This window comes from Limnohabitans sp. (assembly GCF_040400975.1).
Classification (GTDB): Bacteria; Pseudomonadota; Gammaproteobacteria; order Burkholderiales; family Burkholderiaceae_C; genus Limnohabitans_A.
Genome location: NZ_JBBAPF010000004.1, coordinates 13807 through 30843, shown reverse-complemented (window position 1 = coordinate 30843; position 17037 = coordinate 13807). Strand labels below are relative to the sequence as shown.

The window sequence follows — 17037 nt, the reverse complement described above, 5'->3', positions numbered from 1 at the left end:
GTCAGTAGGTTTCGAGGTGCAAACGGCCTTCTTTTTTCAGCGCCGCACCCACGGTATCCCAATCGAGTCCAGCGTTCTGTGCGATGTCGCGCAGGGCCATGACCACGCCCTCTTCCATGCTTTTCAAGCCGCACACATAAAAACAGGTGTTCGGGTCTTTGAGTTGGGCTGCGATGTCGGCAGCGCGGTCGCGCATGGCGTCTTGCACGTAACGCTTGGGCTTGCCCACTTCGCGCGAGAACGCGAACTCGGTGTCAATGAAATCTTTGGGCAGGTTGTTCAGCGGGCCAAAGTAAGGCAATTCGGCAGGCGTGCGGGCGCCAAAGAACAGCATGAGTTTTCCGCCCTCGAATTTGCCACTGGCCCGCAGGCGGCGGCGCCATTCGGTCATGGCCCGCATGGGGGCAGAGCCCGTACCCGTGCAGATCATGACGATGTTGCTCTTGGGGTGGTTGGGCATCAGGAAACTCGCGCCAAACGGCCCGATGACCTGCACCTTGTCACCCACATTCAGATCGCACATGAAGTTGGAGCCCACACCGCGCACCGGCTTTCCATCGTGGTCTTCGAGCACGCGCTTGATGGTCAGCGACAGGTTGTTGTGTCCGGGCCGCTCCCCGTTTCGGGGGCTGGCGATCGAGTATTGGCGCGCATGGTGCGGCTTGCCTTTGGCATCCACACCGGGCGGGATGATGCCAATCGACTGGCCTTCGAGCACCGGGAAGGGCAAGTGGCCAAAGTCGAGCACGATGTGGTGCGTGTCGTAGTCTTGTTGGCCGTCTTGCTTGCCGACCTCGGTCACACGCAGATTGCCTGTCACGGTGGCGGTGATGGTCTTGTCTGCCGCCTTGGGGCCATAAAGGTTGATGTAGGCGTGGGCTGCCGACCAAGGGGGAATGGTGGCGCCGAAATGGGCGGAGTTGAAACCCGAGGCGGTGGCAGTTGTGGCCGCCGATGCTGAAGAAGCGGCAGCTTGCACAGCCGCTTGCATTTCTTCTTGGGCTGCACCCGCATCACCGCCCGTACCACCTGTTGCTTCGGCGATTTCTTCTGCACTGAGTTCAGCAGGCAGTTCGTCCCATTTGAGTTGTTCTTCGATGCTGTAGGCCTTGGCCTTGGGCATCATGCGCCAGTTGTCGATCGAGCCGGTGGGGCATGGCGAGATGCAGTCCATGCAACCGTTGCAGATGTCGGCCTTGACCACGTAGTTGAGCGAGTCGTGCGTGATCGCTCCTACCGGGCAGATCGCTTCGCAGGTGTTGCAGCGGATGCAAATTTCCGGGTCAATCAGGTGTTGTTTGATCAGCGTCGCTTCGGTGCTCATGTCTTTGGCTCTCTTGTGTCTTCTTGGTCAGCAGTGTGTCTTTGTGGTCTGCGTGGTCCGCAACGGTATGGCTTGGGTATGCGTGATCCGCAACAGCATGGCTGTGGGCCGGGCGCCTCATACTGGGGTACCAGAAATCGGCGCCCGGCCCACAGCCATACCATCGCTCAGTGCCAGTCTGAACCGTGGCAGTCTACCGGTGTTCAATGCGGTTTGTGCGCACATGTCATTGAACGGGCAAGGGGCGGGTGACGATTTTCGGTACTCCGTCATGAGGAACCCGCCCCTTGCCCTTTCAATGACCGCCTCCACTCAAGGCAGAACATAGAAACAATCAGCCACACAGCCACCAACAGACGCTAAACAAACCCATGCAGTTGACAGGGAAAGGGGCGGGTGACGATTTCTGGTACCCCAGCATGAGAAACCCGCCCCTTTCCCTGTCAACTGCCGCCCCCATCATGAAACAGAGGCAGCAGTCAGATCAGAGATTCAATCAGTTGAACCGGACGTAATCAAAGTCCACCGGCTGACGGTTGATGCCCATGACGGGTGGCGCGATCCAGTTGGCGAACTTGCCTGGCTCGACACATCGACCCATCAGGCTGGCCACGTAAGCGCGGTCTTCGTTGGTCGGCAACCACTCGCCCACTTTGGCCATCCACTCAGCGTCGGTCACCACACGGCCATCGGGCGTGATTTTGGAGCCGGACAAAGAACCGATGTTGCGGTGGAACGCCTTGTGAGGCGCAGTCAAGGTGAAAGGAATACCGGCCTTGGTGATGACGCGGTTCCAACGGTCAATGCCGCCTTTGGAGTCGGTGATGTAGTCGTCGCGCAGCACTTCGTTCAAAGCGTTGAGCATCGGCACTTCTTTTTCAATGAGCTTGCCGTTTTCAACCGACAAGATCTTGTAGCTGTTGCCCTTCAAGACGTGGTCATCACCACGCTTGCCTTCTTCGTAACGGCCCTTGAGGCCAGAGCTGTAGAAGGTGGCGGCGTTGGACGACTCATCGGCACCGAACAGGTCGATGGTCACCGAGAAATGGAAGTTGATGTAGCGCTGGATGGTCGGCAGGTCAATCACACCGGCAGCACGGAGTTTGCCCACGTCGTCGGTTTTGAGCTGGTTCATCACGTCCACCGTGCGCTGGATGGTGCGGCTCACGCCGGACTCGCCCACGAACATGTGGTGCGCTTCTTCGGTCAGCATGAACTTGGTGGTGCGGGCCAGCGGGTCGAACGCCGACTCGGCCAAAGCGCACAACTGGAACTTGCCGTCACGGTCGGTGAAGTAAGTGAACATGAAGAAAGACAGCCAATCAGGGGTCTTCTCGTTGAAGGCTTGCAAGATGCGGGGGTTGTCTTCGTTGCCGCTGTTGCGCTGCAACAAGGCATCGGCTTCTTCGCGGCCGTCTTTGCCGAAGTATTTGTGCAGCAAATACACCATGGCCCACAGGTGGCGACCTTCTTCGACGTTGATTTGGAACAGGTTGCGCAGATCGTACATGCTGGGCGCGGTCAGGCCCAGGTGGCGCTGTTGCTCCACCGATGCAGGCTCGGTGTCCCCTTGTGTCACGATGATGCGGCGCAGGTTGGCGCGGTGTTCGCCAGGCACGTCTTGCCAGGCTTTTTCGCCGATGTGATCGCCGAAGTGGATCTTGCGGTCTTGCTCTCCGGGGTTCATGAAAACGCCCCAACGGTAGTCACGCATCTTGACGTGACCAAACTGGGCCCAGCCTTGTGGGTCCACGCTCACGGCCGTGCGCAAGTACACGTCCATGTCGGTCGAGCCTTCGGGACCCATGTCGTCCCACCAGTTGATGAAGTTGGGCTGCCACTGCTCGAGTGCGCGTTGCAGCGTGCGGTCTTCCGACAAGTTGACGTTGTTGGGAATTTTTTCGCTGTAGTTGATACCGGACATGAGAGTCTCCAGAAATGAAAAAGCAACGGTGGGGTCAAATTTCGGTTGCAGAGCGGACCACCGGGCACCGCACTGCACAACGCAAAAACATCAAACGCGGTTCAGGTCGAAGCTGACTTTTTCGCCTTTGCCGTAAACCTTCAGGGCACCCTTTTCGCCGACGGCGTTGGGACGTTGGAAGATCCAGTTCTGCCAGGCGGTCAGTCGGCCAAAAATGCGGGTGGCCATGTTTTCTTTCTGGGCAAAGCGCAGGTTGGCTTCCAGACCGGTCAGCGCATCAGGCGACATGGACGAGCGCTCTTCCAAGGCAAGGCGAATTTCGTCAGCCCAGTCGATATCGTCAGGTGCAGCCGTGACCAAGCCCAGTGCCAGAGCCGCGTCGGCGTCGAGCGCTTGGCCGATGGCGCCGCGTGCGGCTTCCATGGCGGGCACTTCTTCGTAAAAGCGGCGCTGCAGGCGGGTCTGGTCGTTGACCATGGGGAAGAAGCCGAAGTTCATTTCGCTCAGTTGCAGCTTGGGGGCTTTGTCTGCGTCGTCAGGCAAAGCCAGCATGTAAGCGCGGTCAGCGCAGAACGCCAGTTCGGCCAAGGTGCCTGCAAAGCAGGTGCCTTCTTCGATCAAGGCAAACAGGCTGCGCGAAGACACGTCCAGGCGGGCCAGCGTGCGGCGCAGGTGGCCGATGGTTTCGCGCACCAGCCAGTGGTCTTTTTGGGCCAACAAGGTCGCGTCAGACGCCAGCACGGCAGCTGCGTCGCCCGCTGTTTTGAGCACCCAAGTGCCGATGTCGAGTTCGTTGGTGCGCATGTGCAGGATGGCATCGTCCAGTTCGCGCACCATTTGCAATGGCCACCAGTTCACACCTGCGGCTTCGATGCCGGCGATGTCGGTGGGCTGTGCCGTGGCAGGGGCCTTGACGGTGAAAGTGGCGATGCGCTTGGCGCGGTCGATGTCCACGGTGATGTTGGTGTAAGTCAGGGCATCGGCTGCGATGGTGCGGTTCAAGGGTGTCAGGGTCACGCCTTTGGCACCCACGGGGCGGATGCTGCCAGCGGCCAGTTGTTGGGCACGGGTTTGCACGGCTTGCTTGAACACCGCAGGCTTGGCGATGGCATCGACCAGACGCCAGTCCACAGCTTTTTGACCGCGCACACCTTCGACGCTGGTGCAGAAGATGTCGGCCAGGTCGTGGCGCACATGGCGTTTGTCGGTCACGCGGGTCAGGCCACCGGTGCCGGGCAACACGCCGAGCAAGGGCACTTCGGGCAGCGACACGGCGCTGGAGCGGTCGTCCACCAGCACGATGTCGTCGCAAGCCAAGGCCAGCTCGTAGCCGCCGCCAGCGCAAGCGCCGTTCAGGGCAGCCACAAATTTCAGGCCATCGTGCTTGCTGGAGTCTTCGATGCCATTGCGGGTTTCGTTGGTGAACTTGCAAAAGTTCACTTTCCAGCCGTGGGTCGACACGCCCAGCATGAAGATGTTGGCGCCGGAGCAAAACACACGGTCCTTCAAGCTGGTCACCACCACCGAACGCACTTCGGGGTGCTCAAAACGGATGCGCTGCAGGGCGTCGTGCAATTCGATGTCCACGCCCAGGTCGTAACTGTTGAGCTTGAGCTTGTAGCCGGGGCGGATGCCGGCGTCTTCATTGATGTTGATCGACAAGGTCGCAATCTCGCCATCAAAAGCCAGGTGGATGTGTTTGTATTGCGAGGGGTTGGTTTGGTAGTCAACCTGGAAAGCTTGTGTCATGTGGTGTCTCCGTTGAAAAAGGTGGAACTTGATTTCGGTCAAAAATGCATTTCACTGCATGTTACACGAATTTTATTGCCACTTTATCCTAGGCGCAATATGCATTTTAATGCATTCACCAAGTGTTTACCCTATGAATCATGACGTGCTCGACAAATGCTGGCGAACAGAAGACCTCAAGGCCGCAAAGGCCTGGTCTTCACTGCGCCCACTGGTGTTGATGGCCATGTCCGCCTTGGAATAGAAGGCCGACCGGCCTTCCAGAATGCGCTTGAGGTCTTCCATGGCTTCGCGGCTGCCCGCCATGGGGCGCATGTCACCTTGCGCGGCCACGCGGCCCATGTGGTCAGCGGCATCGGCCTGCAACCACACGGTGGTGCAGTGCGAGAGCAGCACATTGAAGTTGGCCGAATCCGACACCAGTCCGCCCGGCGTGGCAATCACCACTTCGGGGTAAATTTGGATCGCTTCTTCGAGCGCCCGACGCTCGTATCGGCGGTAAGCATTGGCGCCATACAGGTTATGGATCTCGCTGATCTGGCAACCTGCAAACTGCTCGATCTCACGGCTCAGCTCGATGAACGGGTAGCCCAGATCGTCGGCCAGGCGCTGTCCCAGCGCGGTTTTGCCAGCGCCGCGCAATCCGATCAGGGCAATGCGGCCCTTGCGTTCTTGCGCATTTCCGCCTTCGCCAAACATCTCGCTCAGCTGAACGCGGGCACGGCGCAAATCGGCTTCGCTGCGCTTGCCCAGCAACTCGCGGATCAGCAGCCACTCGGGCGAGGTGGTGGTGACGTCGCCCAGCAACTCGGCCAGCGAACACTGCAGCGCCTGCGCCACCTGCAAGAGCACCAGCACCGACACATTGCCCGTGCCGTATTCCAAGTTGGCCAGATGCCGCTCGGACACGTCTGCGGCCAGCGCCACAGCGCGGCGTGTCATGCCCTTGCGTGAGCGCAGCGTGCGCACCCGCTCGCCCAGCGATTCCAAAAACGGGCTGCGCTTGCTGTCTGCCTCTGACTCGTTTGTCTCCACCTGCATGGATTCTTGTTCTGATGTCATGCTCAACTTTCATCCAAAACCTAGGGAAAACCCTTTATTTTCAACAAACCCAAAACATGCATTTTATTGCATACTCACCAACACGCAAAATAATGCATCAACCCGTGTTTATACCGCCAACTGAACCCTTGGAACAGTTTTTTGTTGCCTATCAGGGCATGTCACTGCCTACACAACGTCTCAATGCGCACCCAGAAAGAACTTTCACATGAGCACCTCCCTACTCCCCAACTTCTTCGCAGGCCGCTGGCAAACCGGCACCGGCGCAGGCACTCCCCTGTTTGACCCGGTCTTGGGCAACGAGCTGGCACGCGTGTCGAGCAGCGGCATCGACCTGGCCGAAGGCTTTGACTTTGCCCGCGAGCAAGGCGGCGCGGCCCTGCGCGCGCTGAGCTATGCCAAACGCGCAGCCCTTTTGACAAAAATCACCGAAGTGCTGCAAGCCAACCGCGATGCCTACTATGAGATCGCCACCGCCAACAGCGGCACCGTGGCCAAGGACTCGGGCGTGGACATTGATGGCGCCATCTTCACGCTGGGCTACTACGCCAAGCAGGGCGCGGCCTTGGGCGATGCCCAACTGCTGCTGGACGGCCAACGCATTCGCATGGCCAAGGACCCGGCCTTTCAGACCCAGCACATCCAGGTGCCCACTCGCGGCCTGGCGCTGTTCATCAATGCCTTCAACTTCCCAAGCTGGGGCCTGTGGGAAAAAGCCGCCCCAGCCTTGCTGTCGGGTGTGCCGGTCATCATCAAGCCAGCGACAGCCACCGCCTGGCTGACCCAGTGCATGGTCAAAGACGTGGTCGACGCGGGCGTGCTGCCTGTGGGAGCTTTGTCAGTCATCTGCGGCTCGTCCGCAGGCCTGATGGACCAGCTGCAGGCCTTTGACGTGGTCAGCTTCACCGGCTCGGCCGAAACGGGCCAAATCATCCGCAGCCACCACGCCGTGACCGAGCTGTCGGTGCGCTGCAACATCGAAGCCGACAGCCTCAATTCCGCCCTGCTCTCGCCCGCTGCCACCGCGGACAGCGAAGCCTTCAAGCTGCTGGTGGCCGAAGTCGCCCGCGAGATGACCGTCAAATCGGGTCAAAAGTGCACCGCCATTCGCCGCGTTTTTGTGCCGCGCGCGCTTTACCAAGCTGCGGCCGAAGCCATTGGCGCGCGGCTGGCCAAAACCACCGTGGGCAACCCGAGAAGCGAATCCGTGCGCATGGGCGCGCTGGTGAGCCAAGAGCAAAAGGCCAGTGTGCTGGCGGGCCTAGCCCAGCTCAAAACCGAAGCCACTGTGCTGTTTGACGGCAGCGCCGCTGGTCTGGTGGACGCCGATGCATCGAGCGCTTGCGTAGCCCCGGTATTGCTGGGCACAGAGACCCCCATGACGGCCCAAGTGCTGCATGCGGTCGAGGTGTTCGGCCCCGTGTCCACCCTGATGCCTTACGACAGCATCGACGAGGCCTACGCCATGATCCGCCGAGGCGAAGGCTCACTGGTGTGCTCGGTTTACAGCGAAGACCCCGTCTTCACGGCACAAGCCTCGGTCGAGCTGGCCAGCAGCCATGGCCGGGTGCACGCCATTTCGCCCGACGTGGCCGCCCTGCACAGCGGCCACGGCAACGTGATGCCCATGAGCCTGCACGGCGGGCCGGGCCGCGCCGGTGGCGGCGAAGAACTGGGCGGCCTGCGGGCGCTCAACTTCTACCACCGCCGCACTGCAGTGCAAGGCAGCTCGCTGGCACTGGACCAGCTGGCCGCGCAAGGCACCGCCTTGTCCTTGTAAACCCCCTTCCCAAGCCACCCACATTCCAACAACATCAGAGACATCCGAGGAGACCCACATGACACGCCCCGTGACCGCCCCCAGCACCGATTTCAACTTTGCCCAACACCTGATTGCGACCAATGCTGGGCGCGCCGCCAAAACCGCGTTGATCGACGATGTGGGCACTCTGAGCTACGGCGAGCTGACCGAGCAGATCCGACGCTTTGCAGGCGGTCTGCAGGCCATGGGCCTCAAACGCGAAGAGCGTGTGCTCTTGCTCATGCAAGACAGCAGCGACTGGGTGGTGGCCTTTTTGGGCGCGCTGTATGCGGGCGTGGTGCCGGTGGCTGTGAACACCTTGCTCACGGCCGAAGACTATGCCTTCATGCTGCACAACAGCCGCGCCCAAGCGGCACTGGTATCGGGTACTTTGTTGCCCACCTTGCAAGCGGCCATGGGCTTGGTCAAAACCGAAGTGCATCAGGTGGTGGTCTCTCGCCCTCACGCAGTCCTCGCCCAAGGCCAGTTCAACATGGCAGATTTGCTGACTCACAACCAGCCGGTTCTGCCTGCGCAGACGCTGGCCGATGAACCAGCTTTTTGGCTTTATTCATCCGGCTCCACCGGCAAACCCAAGGGCACCGTGCACAGTCAAGGTAACCTTTACTGGACGGCTGAGCTGTACGGCAAGGGTGTGCTGAACCTGCAAGAAAGCGACACCGTGTTTTCAGCCGCCAAACTCTTCTTTGCCTACGGACTGGGCAACGCGCTCACCTTCCCATTGAGCGTGGGTGCCAGCGTCGTGCTGATGGCCGAGCGCCCCACGCCACAAGCCACCTTCAAACGGCTGGTTCAACATCAGCCCACTGTGTTTTACGGCGCACCCACCGGCTATGGCGGCATGCTGGCCAACCCCGATCTGCCCGCCAAAAGCCAAGTCGCACTGCGCCTGTGCTCTTCGGCGGGTGAGGCCTTGCCGCGAGACATCGCCGAACGCTGGTCAGCGCACTTTGGCTGCGACATCATTGACGGCATTGGCTCCACCGAAATGTTGCACGTGTTTTTGTCCAACCGCCCTGGCGACGTGCGCTATGGCACAACCGGCAAAGCCGTGCCCGGCTACGAAGTGCAGTTGCGCCATGAAGACGGCAGCGTGGTCACCGGCCACGACGAAATTGGAGACCTGTACATCCAAGGGCCCAGCAGCGCCCTCATGTACTGGAACAACCGCGAGAAAACCCGTGACACCTTCCAGGGCATGTGGACCAAGAGCGGCGACAAGTACACACGCGACCCCGATGGCTACTACACCTATGCGGGCCGCAACGACGACATGCTCAAGGTCAGCGGCATCTATGTCTCGCCTTTTGAGGTCGAGTCCACCCTGGTGCAACACCCCGCTATTCTTGAAGCGGCCGTGATCGGCAAAGAAGACACCGACGGTCTGACCAAGACCAAGGCCTTCATCGTCCTCAAACCGGGGCTAAGCCTGACGCAGGATGAAGTCAAAGCCTTCGTGAAGGAACGCCTGGCACCTTACAAGTACCCACGATTCATCGACTTTGTGAGCGAGCTGCCTAAAACTGCCACCGGCAAAATTCAACGGTTTCGGCTGCGAGACCTGGAAAACACCTTGAGCTCAAACAAGACTTGAGCCCTCCCTTTGCGGCCGCATCAAAAGTCTTCGGCCTGTCGCCGCATCACGCGCTCAATTTCTTTTTGCAAAGCCTGCTGCGACATCGGTTTGGACACATAGCCGTCTGCGCCTTCAGCCATGAACCGTTCTTTGTCACCGGTCATGGCATGCGCGGTCACCATGAGCACTGGGGTGCGCGCTCGACCAGAAGCTTCAAGCGCTCTCAAGCGGCGCAAAGCGGTGATGCCATCCATCACGGGCATCATCACATCCATCAGGACGACGTCAAAACGCTCTTCTGCCAGCCGGTCCAAGGCCTGTTGACCGTCATTGGCCAGAACATAGGTACAACCCATCCGCTGCAGCATGATTTCCGCCAGCTTGCGGTTGATTTCATGGTCTTCGACCAGCAAAACAGACCATGCTTGTGGTCCTGAATCACCCACCACGCCATGGCCTGACCGTTGGGGCGCTGCCGACATCCCGGCTGTGGTCACCGACAACGGTGCTTTGCGCACAGGCAAGGTCACGACAAAGCTGGCACCCACACCAGGTCGTCCCTCGGCCGTGACAGTGCCTCCCATCAGCTGGACCAAGCTGCGTGTGATGGCCAAGCCCAAGCCGGTGCCACCAAAGGAGCGTGTGACCGAACCATCGGCTTGGGTGAAGGGGCTGAATAGGGCCTCTTGGCGGGCAGGATCAAAGCCTATGCCCGTGTCCACAATGCCGATGCGCAAAAGTCCTTGCTGGCTGTCCTGGCCTGGCAACCATTGGGTGGTGACCGTGACAGAGCCTTTGGAGGTGAATTTGATGGCGTTGCCGATCAAATTCGTCAAAACCTGTCTCATGCGCACGGGATCCAACCACAACACGTCGGGCAAATCGGCCGCAGACTGAACGATCAAGTCCAGCCCTTTGCCCCGTGCCAATTGCTCCAATGACCGGGCCGTATGGCGAACCAACTGCCCGGGGCAGACCTCCAACAACTCCAGCTCCAAGGCTTTCGCTTCTATCTTTGAAAAATCCAAAATCTCATTGATGATTTGCAACAAGTGATTGGCCGAATCACGGGCAAGTACCAAGTACTCCTTTTGCCGATCCGGGTCCGTGGTGTCCAGCGCCAGCTCGGTCATACCGACAATGCCGTTCATGGGTGTCCTAATTTCATGGCTCATGTTGGCCAAAAACTCACCCCGCATGCGGTTGGCTTGCTCGGCCTTTTCCTTGGCCTCGACCAGCAAATCCTGTGCGCTTTGGATGGCGGTGAAATCCTGCATCACGCCAATGAAAAAATGTTCTTGGTCTAAACGGGTTTCACTGATCGTGACGCGAACAGGAAACAAGCTCCCATCACGCCTGCGCCCGTCCAGCACACGCGGCTGGTTCATCAGCTTTTTCTCGCCGGTCTCCAGGTAGTTCAGCATGGTGCGGTCGTGGTGTTGGCGGTCTGTGTCCGCCATCAGCAAGTTGACGCGCTGCCCCACCAACTCTTCCATCGGATAAGAAAAAATGAGCGCCATGGCCTCGTTGCACTGCACCATTTTTCCATCGGCATCGGTCACCACAATGCCCTCCGGCACCGATCGAAAAATACTCTGCAGTTTGCTCTCGCTCAAACGCAAGTTTTTTTCGACCAGTTCTCGCTCCAAGATTTCCTCGCTCAATTGACGAATGGCAGCTTGTCTCTCTTCGGAAAGCAATCGGGATGTCAGCAGCGCAGAGCGGATACGGCGCAAGGACAACCAAACAAGAGAAAAGCCCAGAAACAGCAAGACCAAAAGAACGGCAAAAGTGCGGTTCAACACCCCGGTGCTGGCCAGTTGCCATTCCGATACGGGCAGCACCACTTCCAAAGCACCCCGGACATCTCCTTCTCGCCATTGGGTACTGGGTGATCCGGGGTAACTGTTGTGGCAAGCCACACAACTGGCCAACATCCTGTCGGCCTGTGCATAGCGCAGCACCCGGGTGCCATGCATGATTTCTTCGCGAACAAAGGGCTGATCGGGGTGCGTTTTCAGGTGCTGCAAAGCTTGGGTCTGAAAATCATCCAATTCACGCTCGGCCACACGCCATGGAAAAGGCTGATCGCTGAACAAGTGCACCTGTGTTCCGCCATCCACTTTGGACAGGTAATGCCCCAGGTCGATGGTCAAACTGGCGGGCAATGGCAAAGCGTTGTCACGCAGTTTGTAGTCGTGGGTAATTTCGACCCCAGCCTTGACCGCCCTGGGCACCAATTCCTGGGTGTAAAAGTTGCGAAACTGTGTGACCGACACCGCATGCGTTTGAGCACTTTCAGCGGCATATTGTTTGACCATGGCCTCGCTGGACTGGTAGGTATAAAACACCACCCAGAGCCCCACGACGATCAACAAACCACCCAAGCACTCCATGGGCCAGCGCCACAATACCCGCCGGACTGCGATGACAAGCCAATGGAAAGCATTCACTTTGTACTCCGTTATACAAAGCAAATGATAACAATGAATACCTACTTTCTAGGCCAAAAGAATGTCTTTAAAAAGACATTCGCCCCGGAGCCAAGCGGTCAGCCTGTTGTTCAAGTGTCCTTGCTCACCTTGATGGTGGGGAACTTGCTCGAAAAGTCCTTGGCCTTGGCCGCGATCTTCACCGCAACCTGACGGGCCACGGCCTTGTAGATCTGGGCCACTTCGCCATCTGGGTCGTACACCACAGTGGGTTTGCCGCTGTCGGCTTGCAAACGAATCTGCATGTCCAATGGCAGCGCGCCCAGGTAGTCCATGCCGTACTCGGTGGCCATCTTCTTGCCGCCGTCGGCGCCAAAGATGTGCTCGACGTGACCACAGTTGGTGCACACGTGCACCGCCATGTTCTCGACCAGACCCAAAATCGGCACGCCGACTTTTTCGAACATCTTCACGCCTTTTTTGGCATCCAACAGGGCGATGTCCTGCGGCGTGGTCACAATCACCGCCCCCGTCATGGGCACGCGCTGGCTCAAAGTGAGCTGAATGTCGCCCGTGCCGGGTGGCATGTCGACGATCAAATAATCCAACTCTTTCCAGTTGGTCTGGCGCAGCAGTTGCTCCAGCGCTTGGGTGGCCATGGGGCCGCGCCAAATCATGGCCTCGTCAGGATTCACCAAGAAACCGATCGACATGACCTGCACGCCGTAGTTCTCCATGGGCTCCATGGTCTGGCCGTCTTCGCTCTCAGGGCGGCCTTCGATGCCCATCATCATGGGTTGGCTGGGGCCGTAAATATCGGCGTCCAGCAAGCCCACTTTGGCGCCTTCGGCGGCCAGGGCCAGCGCCAGGTTGACGGCGGTGGTGCTCTTGCCCACACCGCCCTTGCCCGAAGCCACTGCCACAATGTTTTTGACCTGCGGCAGCAAGGCCACACCGCGCTGGGCCGCGTGCGCCATGATTTTGCTGGTCACGTTGGCCGACACATTGGACACGCCCGCCACACCCTTGGCCGCAGCAATCAGCGCCTGGCGAATGCCAGGGATCTGGCTTTTGGCGGGGTAACCCAGTTCCACGTCAAAAGACACATCGGCGCCTTCGACTTGCAGGTTCTTCAGGGTTTTGGTGGAAACGAAATCTTTGCCCGTGTTCGGGTCAATGACGGTTTGCAGTGCTTGCAGAAGTTGTTCGGTGGTCGCCATGGTCACTTTCTAGAATGGGCCGGAGTTTACCGACAAGCTGAGCCATACACCCTAAAATCGCCGATTCCCCTACAAGTAGCCCCACCATGTCTGCCCCCACCGCGCCCCGTCAGCTTTTCGTCACCACGGCTCTGCCCTACGCCAACGGCAACTTCCACATCGGCCACATCATGGAGTACATCCAGGCCGACATCTGGGTGCGGTACCAAAGAATGCAGGGCCACCAGGTCAACTTTGTGGGTGCCGATGACACCCACGGCGCGCCCATCATGATCGCCGCCGAAAAAGCCGGCAAAACGCCCCAGCAGTTCGTGGCCGACATCGCGGCGGGCCGCAAGCCCTATTTGGACGGCTTTCATATTCAGTTTGACAACTGGCACAGCACCGACGCCCCCGAGAACCACGAGCTGGCCCGGCAGATTTACCGTGACCTGCGCGACATATCGGCTGCCGAAGGCGGCTCGCTGATCGAGGTGCGCTCGGTCGAGCAGTTCTTCGACCCGCAAAAGAACATGTTCTTGCCCGACCGCTTCATCAAAGGCGAGTGCCCCAAGTGCCACGCCAAAGACCAGTACGGCGACAACTGTGAAAGCTGCGGCGCGGTGTACGCCCCCACCGACCTGATCAACCCGTTCTCGGCCCTGTCGGGTGCCAAGCCCGAGCTCAAGACTTCGGAGCACTTCTTTTTCAAGCTGTCTGACCCGCGCTGCGTCGAGTTTTTGAGCCAGTGGACACAAGACGGCAAGCTGCAACCCGAGGTGGCCAACAAGGTCAAAGAGTGGTTCAGCGTGCGCACCAACCCCGACGGCACGACCAGCGAAGGCCTGGGCGACTGGGACATCTCGCGCGACGCACCCTACTTCGGCATCGAAATTCCGGATGCACCAGGCAAGTACTTTTATGTGTGGCTGGACGCGCCCGTGGGCTACCTGGCGTCGCTCAAAAACCTGCTGGACAAGCGCGGTGAGGATTACAACGCCTACATGGCCAACCCGGCGCTGGAGCAGTACCACTTCATCGGCAAGGACATCGTCACCTTCCACACCCTGTTTTGGCCTGCCATGTTGCATTTTTCGGGTCACAACACACCCAACAGTGTGTTCGTTCACGGCTTCCTCACCGTGAACAACGGTGAAAAGATGAGCAAAAGCCGCGGCACGGGTCTGGACCCGCTCAAGTACCTGAGCCTGGGCATGAACCCCGAGTGGCTGCGCTACTACCTGGCAGCCAAACTCTCGGCCCGCAACGAAGACATCGACTTCAATGCCGAGGATTTCATGGCGCGGGTCAACTCCGACCTGATCGGCAAATTTGTGAACATCGCCTCACGCTCGGCAGGCTTCATCGCCAAGCGGTTTGGCGGCCAACTCGGCCCCGTGAGCGCCGACGGCCAAGCCTTGCTCTCGGCCTTGCAAGCCGCTGCACCCTTGGTAGCGAGCTGCTATGAGCAGCGCGAATACGCCAAAGCCCTGCGCGAAGTCATGCTGCTGACCGACAAGGTCAACAGCTATGTGGACCAAAACAAGCCCTGGGACTTGGCCAAACAAGAAGGCCAAGACACCCGCTTGCACGACGTCTGCACCACCTGCATCGAAGCCTTCCGCTTGCTCAGCCTGCAGCTCAAACCCGTGTTGCCTGCCTTGGCCGCTCAGGTTGAGGCCTTTTTGAACGTCGTGCCCTTCACCTTTACCCAAGCGCAACAGCTGCTGGGCGCGGGCCACAGCATCAACGCCTACCAACACCTGATGCAGCGCGTCACGCCCGAGCAGCTCGATGCCTTGTTCGAGCCACCGCCTGTGGTGGAAGAAAAAGTCATCCCCGGCGGCGAAGAAATCGCCCCCACCATCTCCATCGACGACTTCGCCAAAGTGGACTTGCGTATCGCGGAAATCGTGAACTGCGAAGCGGTCGAAGGCTCGGTCAAGCTGCTGCGCCTGACGCTGGATGTGGGCGAGGGCCCGGACTCACAAGGACGTCCCATCCTGCGCAACGTATTCAGTGGCATTGCCAGCATGTACAAGCCCGAAGACCTGATCGGCAAATTGACCGTCATGGTCGCCAACCTGGCTCCGCGCAAGATGAAATTTGGCATCAGTGAAGGCATGGTGCTGGCCGCCAGCCACGCCGACGACAAGACAGACGCGGGCATTTACGTGCTACACCCCTGGCCCGGTGCCAAGCCCGGCATGCGCATCCACTGAGACACAAGCACGACAAAAACCTGAACAGCCGGGGAGTAACATCTCCGACATGTTTCCCGGTTTACCGCCACTGGCGCCCTTTCGCCCCCGCCTCCTGCAAGACCTGCGGGGCTACACCCGGCAAAAGTTTGCCCTCGACGCGGGGGCAGGCGTCACGGTGGGCATTGTGGCCTTGCCCTTGGCCATGGCCTTTGCGATCGCCAGCGGGCTCAAGCCCGAGGCCGGTTTGTGGACGGCCATCATCGCGGGCTTTTTGATCTCAGCCTTGGGCGGCACCTCGGTGCAAATCGGTGGCCCGGCAGGTGCCTTCATCGTCATCGTTTACGGCATCGTCGAGCGCTACGGCTTGGCCAACCTGTTGATCTCGACCGTGAGCGCGGGTGTGCTGCTCTTTCTGCTCGGCTGGTTGCGCTTGGGCAGTTGGGTGCGCTTTGTCCCGGTGAGCGTGGTGATTGGTTTTACCAACGGCATTGCGGTGCTCATTGGTTTATCGCAACTGCGCGATGCCATGGGCCTGCAGGTGGAGAAAATGCCAGCCGACTTCTTCAGCCAAATCGGCACCTTATCCGGCGCCATCGGCAGCTTCAACCCCTACGCTTTTGGCTTGGCCATGCTGAGTGTGCTGGGCTTATTTTTTTGGCCGCGCTTGTGGGCCGTTGACTCGCAGTTTCGCCGCCAGATCGACGGCATCCAAGGCATCAGTGCACTCCAAGCCACCTCGCGGGTGCCCGCGCCCGTCATCGCTTTGGTGAGTTTGACACTTTTGGCTTGGGCATTGAGCCTTCCGGTCGACACCATCGGCTCCCGTTTTGGCGGGATCCCCCAAGGCTTGCCGGTGTTGGTGTGGCCCGCCTTTTCTTGGGAAACCGCCAAGCTCTTGGTGGTCCCTACCTTGACCATTGCGCTGCTGGGTGCGATCGAATCGCTTTTATGCGCGCGCGTGGCCGATCAGTTGAGTGACACACCCAAACACGACCCCAACCAAGAGCTCATGGCCCAAGGCATTGCCAACACCGTGGTGCCGTTTTTTGGTGGCATGCCCGCTACCGGCACCATCGCCCGCACGGTGACCAACATCCGATCTGGCGCGGTATCGCCCATCGCGGGCATCGTCCACGCCGCAACCCTGGCCGCCGTGGTCTTGCTGGCCGCGCCCTTGGCCATGCACATCCCATTGGCGGTGTTGGCGGGTGTTTTGCTGTTCGTGGCTTGGAACATGGGGGAATGGCGAGAGTTTGCCCGCCTCAAGCAGTTCAGCAACCACTACCGCCTGATGATGGTTTCGACCTTTGTCATGACCATTGTGTTTGACCTGACGGTGGCCCTGGAGTTGGGTTTGGCGATGGCTTTTGTGCTGTTTGTGCGCCGCCAAAGCCAATTGTTCAGCGCGGACATCGACTCGCACACCGAAACAAGCGTGGAGGCGCGTCTGTTCGGCGCCCTGTTTTTTGGCGCGGTGGCCAAACTCGACCCGTTGCAACGCTTGGCCGACACCGCTGCAACGGGCTTGGTGATGCGCTTGGATGTGCGCCAGATGATTTCATTGGACACCACGGGCTTGGATGCGCTCGAACAACTCCAGCGCAGCCTGAGCAAACGCCAAGGTCGCTTGGTGCTGCTCGGACTCAACGCCCAGCCACGCTCTTTGCTCGAGCGCTCAGGCTTTTCCCAGCACATCAACTTGGAAGATCCGAGACCTGACTGAGCTCGTAAAATAGGCGTTTTCT

10 protein-coding genes are annotated in these 17037 nt (G+C 59.4%); 4 read left to right on the top strand and 6 right to left on the bottom strand.

The annotated features are described in order from the left end of the window. Position 1: 1 nt before the first annotated feature. From boxA to ABWQ00_RS04325, 4 genes are all read right to left on the bottom strand, one after another. Positions 2-1324, bottom strand: coding sequence for a benzoyl-CoA 2,3-epoxidase subunit BoxA (gene boxA, locus ABWQ00_RS04340; protein WP_353237451.1), 1323 nt, complete (start codon positions 1322-1324; stop codon positions 2-4). Positions 1325-1820: 496 nt separating this feature from the next. After that, entirely contained in the window at positions 1821-3248 is a 1428-nt protein-coding gene (gene boxB / locus ABWQ00_RS04335) for a benzoyl-CoA 2,3-epoxidase subunit BoxB (RefSeq protein WP_353237450.1), read from the bottom strand. A 90-nt stretch (positions 3249-3338) separates the two neighbouring features. Further along, entirely contained in the window at positions 3339-4997 is a 1659-nt protein-coding gene (gene boxC, locus ABWQ00_RS04330; RefSeq protein ID WP_353237449.1) for a 2,3-epoxybenzoyl-CoA dihydrolase, read from the bottom strand. Between the two features lie 138 nt (positions 4998-5135). After that, positions 5136-6059, bottom strand: coding sequence for a helix-turn-helix transcriptional regulator (locus tag ABWQ00_RS04325; RefSeq protein ID WP_353237448.1), 924 nt, complete (start codon positions 6057-6059; stop codon positions 5136-5138). 208 nt (positions 6060-6267) lie between these two features. Between ABWQ00_RS04325 and ABWQ00_RS04320 the strand changes: the two genes are divergently transcribed. Together ABWQ00_RS04320 and ABWQ00_RS04315 are read left to right on the top strand one after the other, a co-directional pair. Continuing rightward, positions 6268-7839, top strand: a complete 1572-nt coding sequence (locus tag ABWQ00_RS04320; RefSeq protein ID WP_353237447.1) for a 3,4-dehydroadipyl-CoA semialdehyde dehydrogenase — start codon at positions 6268-6270, stop codon at positions 7837-7839. A 58-nt stretch (positions 7840-7897) separates the two neighbouring features. Then, positions 7898-9475: a benzoate-CoA ligase family protein gene (locus ABWQ00_RS04315; protein WP_353237446.1), complete on the top strand. Its 1578-nt coding sequence runs from the start codon at positions 7898-7900 to the stop codon at positions 9473-9475. 20 nt (positions 9476-9495) lie between these two features. Here ABWQ00_RS04315 and ABWQ00_RS04310 read toward each other — a convergent pair whose 3' ends face one another. Continuing rightward, entirely contained in the window at positions 9496-11910 is a 2415-nt protein-coding gene (locus ABWQ00_RS04310) for a response regulator (protein WP_353237445.1), read from the bottom strand. A 110-nt stretch (positions 11911-12020) separates the two neighbouring features. Next, positions 12021-13109, bottom strand: a complete 1089-nt coding sequence (apbC, locus tag ABWQ00_RS04305) for an iron-sulfur cluster carrier protein ApbC (RefSeq protein ID WP_353237444.1) — start codon at positions 13107-13109, stop codon at positions 12021-12023. An 86-nt stretch (positions 13110-13195) separates the two neighbouring features. Between apbC and metG the strand changes: the two genes are divergently transcribed. Together metG and ABWQ00_RS04295 are read left to right on the top strand one after the other, a co-directional pair. Beyond that, complete coding sequence (gene metG, locus ABWQ00_RS04300) at positions 13196-15310, top strand: methionine--tRNA ligase (protein ID WP_353237443.1); 2115 nt, start codon at positions 13196-13198, stop codon at positions 15308-15310. Positions 15311-15359: 49 nt separating this feature from the next. Further along, positions 15360-17015, top strand: coding sequence for a SulP family inorganic anion transporter (locus tag ABWQ00_RS04295; protein WP_353237442.1), 1656 nt, complete (start codon positions 15360-15362; stop codon positions 17013-17015). The last annotated feature ends 22 nt before the right edge of the window (positions 17016-17037 follow it).

What these genes read in the sequence shown, in the direction of transcription:
- boxB (WP_353237450.1), bottom strand. Translation starts at nt 3,248, where the DNA reads ATGTCCGGTATCAACTACAGCGAAAAAATTCCCAACAACGTCAACTTG.
- apbC (WP_353237444.1), bottom strand. Translation starts at nt 13,109, where the DNA reads ATGGCGACCACCGAACAACTTCTGCAAGCACTGCAAACCGTCATTGAC.
- boxC (WP_353237449.1), bottom strand. Translation starts at nt 4,997, where the DNA reads ATGACACAAGCTTTCCAGGTTGACTACCAAACCAACCCCTCGCAATAC.
- ABWQ00_RS04320 (WP_353237447.1), top strand. Translation starts at nt 6,268, where the DNA reads ATGAGCACCTCCCTACTCCCCAACTTCTTCGCAGGCCGCTGGCAAACC.
- ABWQ00_RS04295 (WP_353237442.1), top strand. Translation starts at nt 15,360, where the DNA reads ATGTTTCCCGGTTTACCGCCACTGGCGCCCTTTCGCCCCCGCCTCCTG.
- metG (WP_353237443.1), top strand. Translation starts at nt 13,196, where the DNA reads ATGTCTGCCCCCACCGCGCCCCGTCAGCTTTTCGTCACCACGGCTCTG.
- ABWQ00_RS04325 (WP_353237448.1), bottom strand. Translation starts at nt 6,059, where the DNA reads ATGACATCAGAACAAGAATCCATGCAGGTGGAGACAAACGAGTCAGAG.
- boxA (WP_353237451.1), bottom strand. Translation starts at nt 1,324, where the DNA reads ATGAGCACCGAAGCGACGCTGATCAAACAACACCTGATTGACCCGGAA.
- ABWQ00_RS04315 (WP_353237446.1), top strand. Translation starts at nt 7,898, where the DNA reads ATGACACGCCCCGTGACCGCCCCCAGCACCGATTTCAACTTTGCCCAA.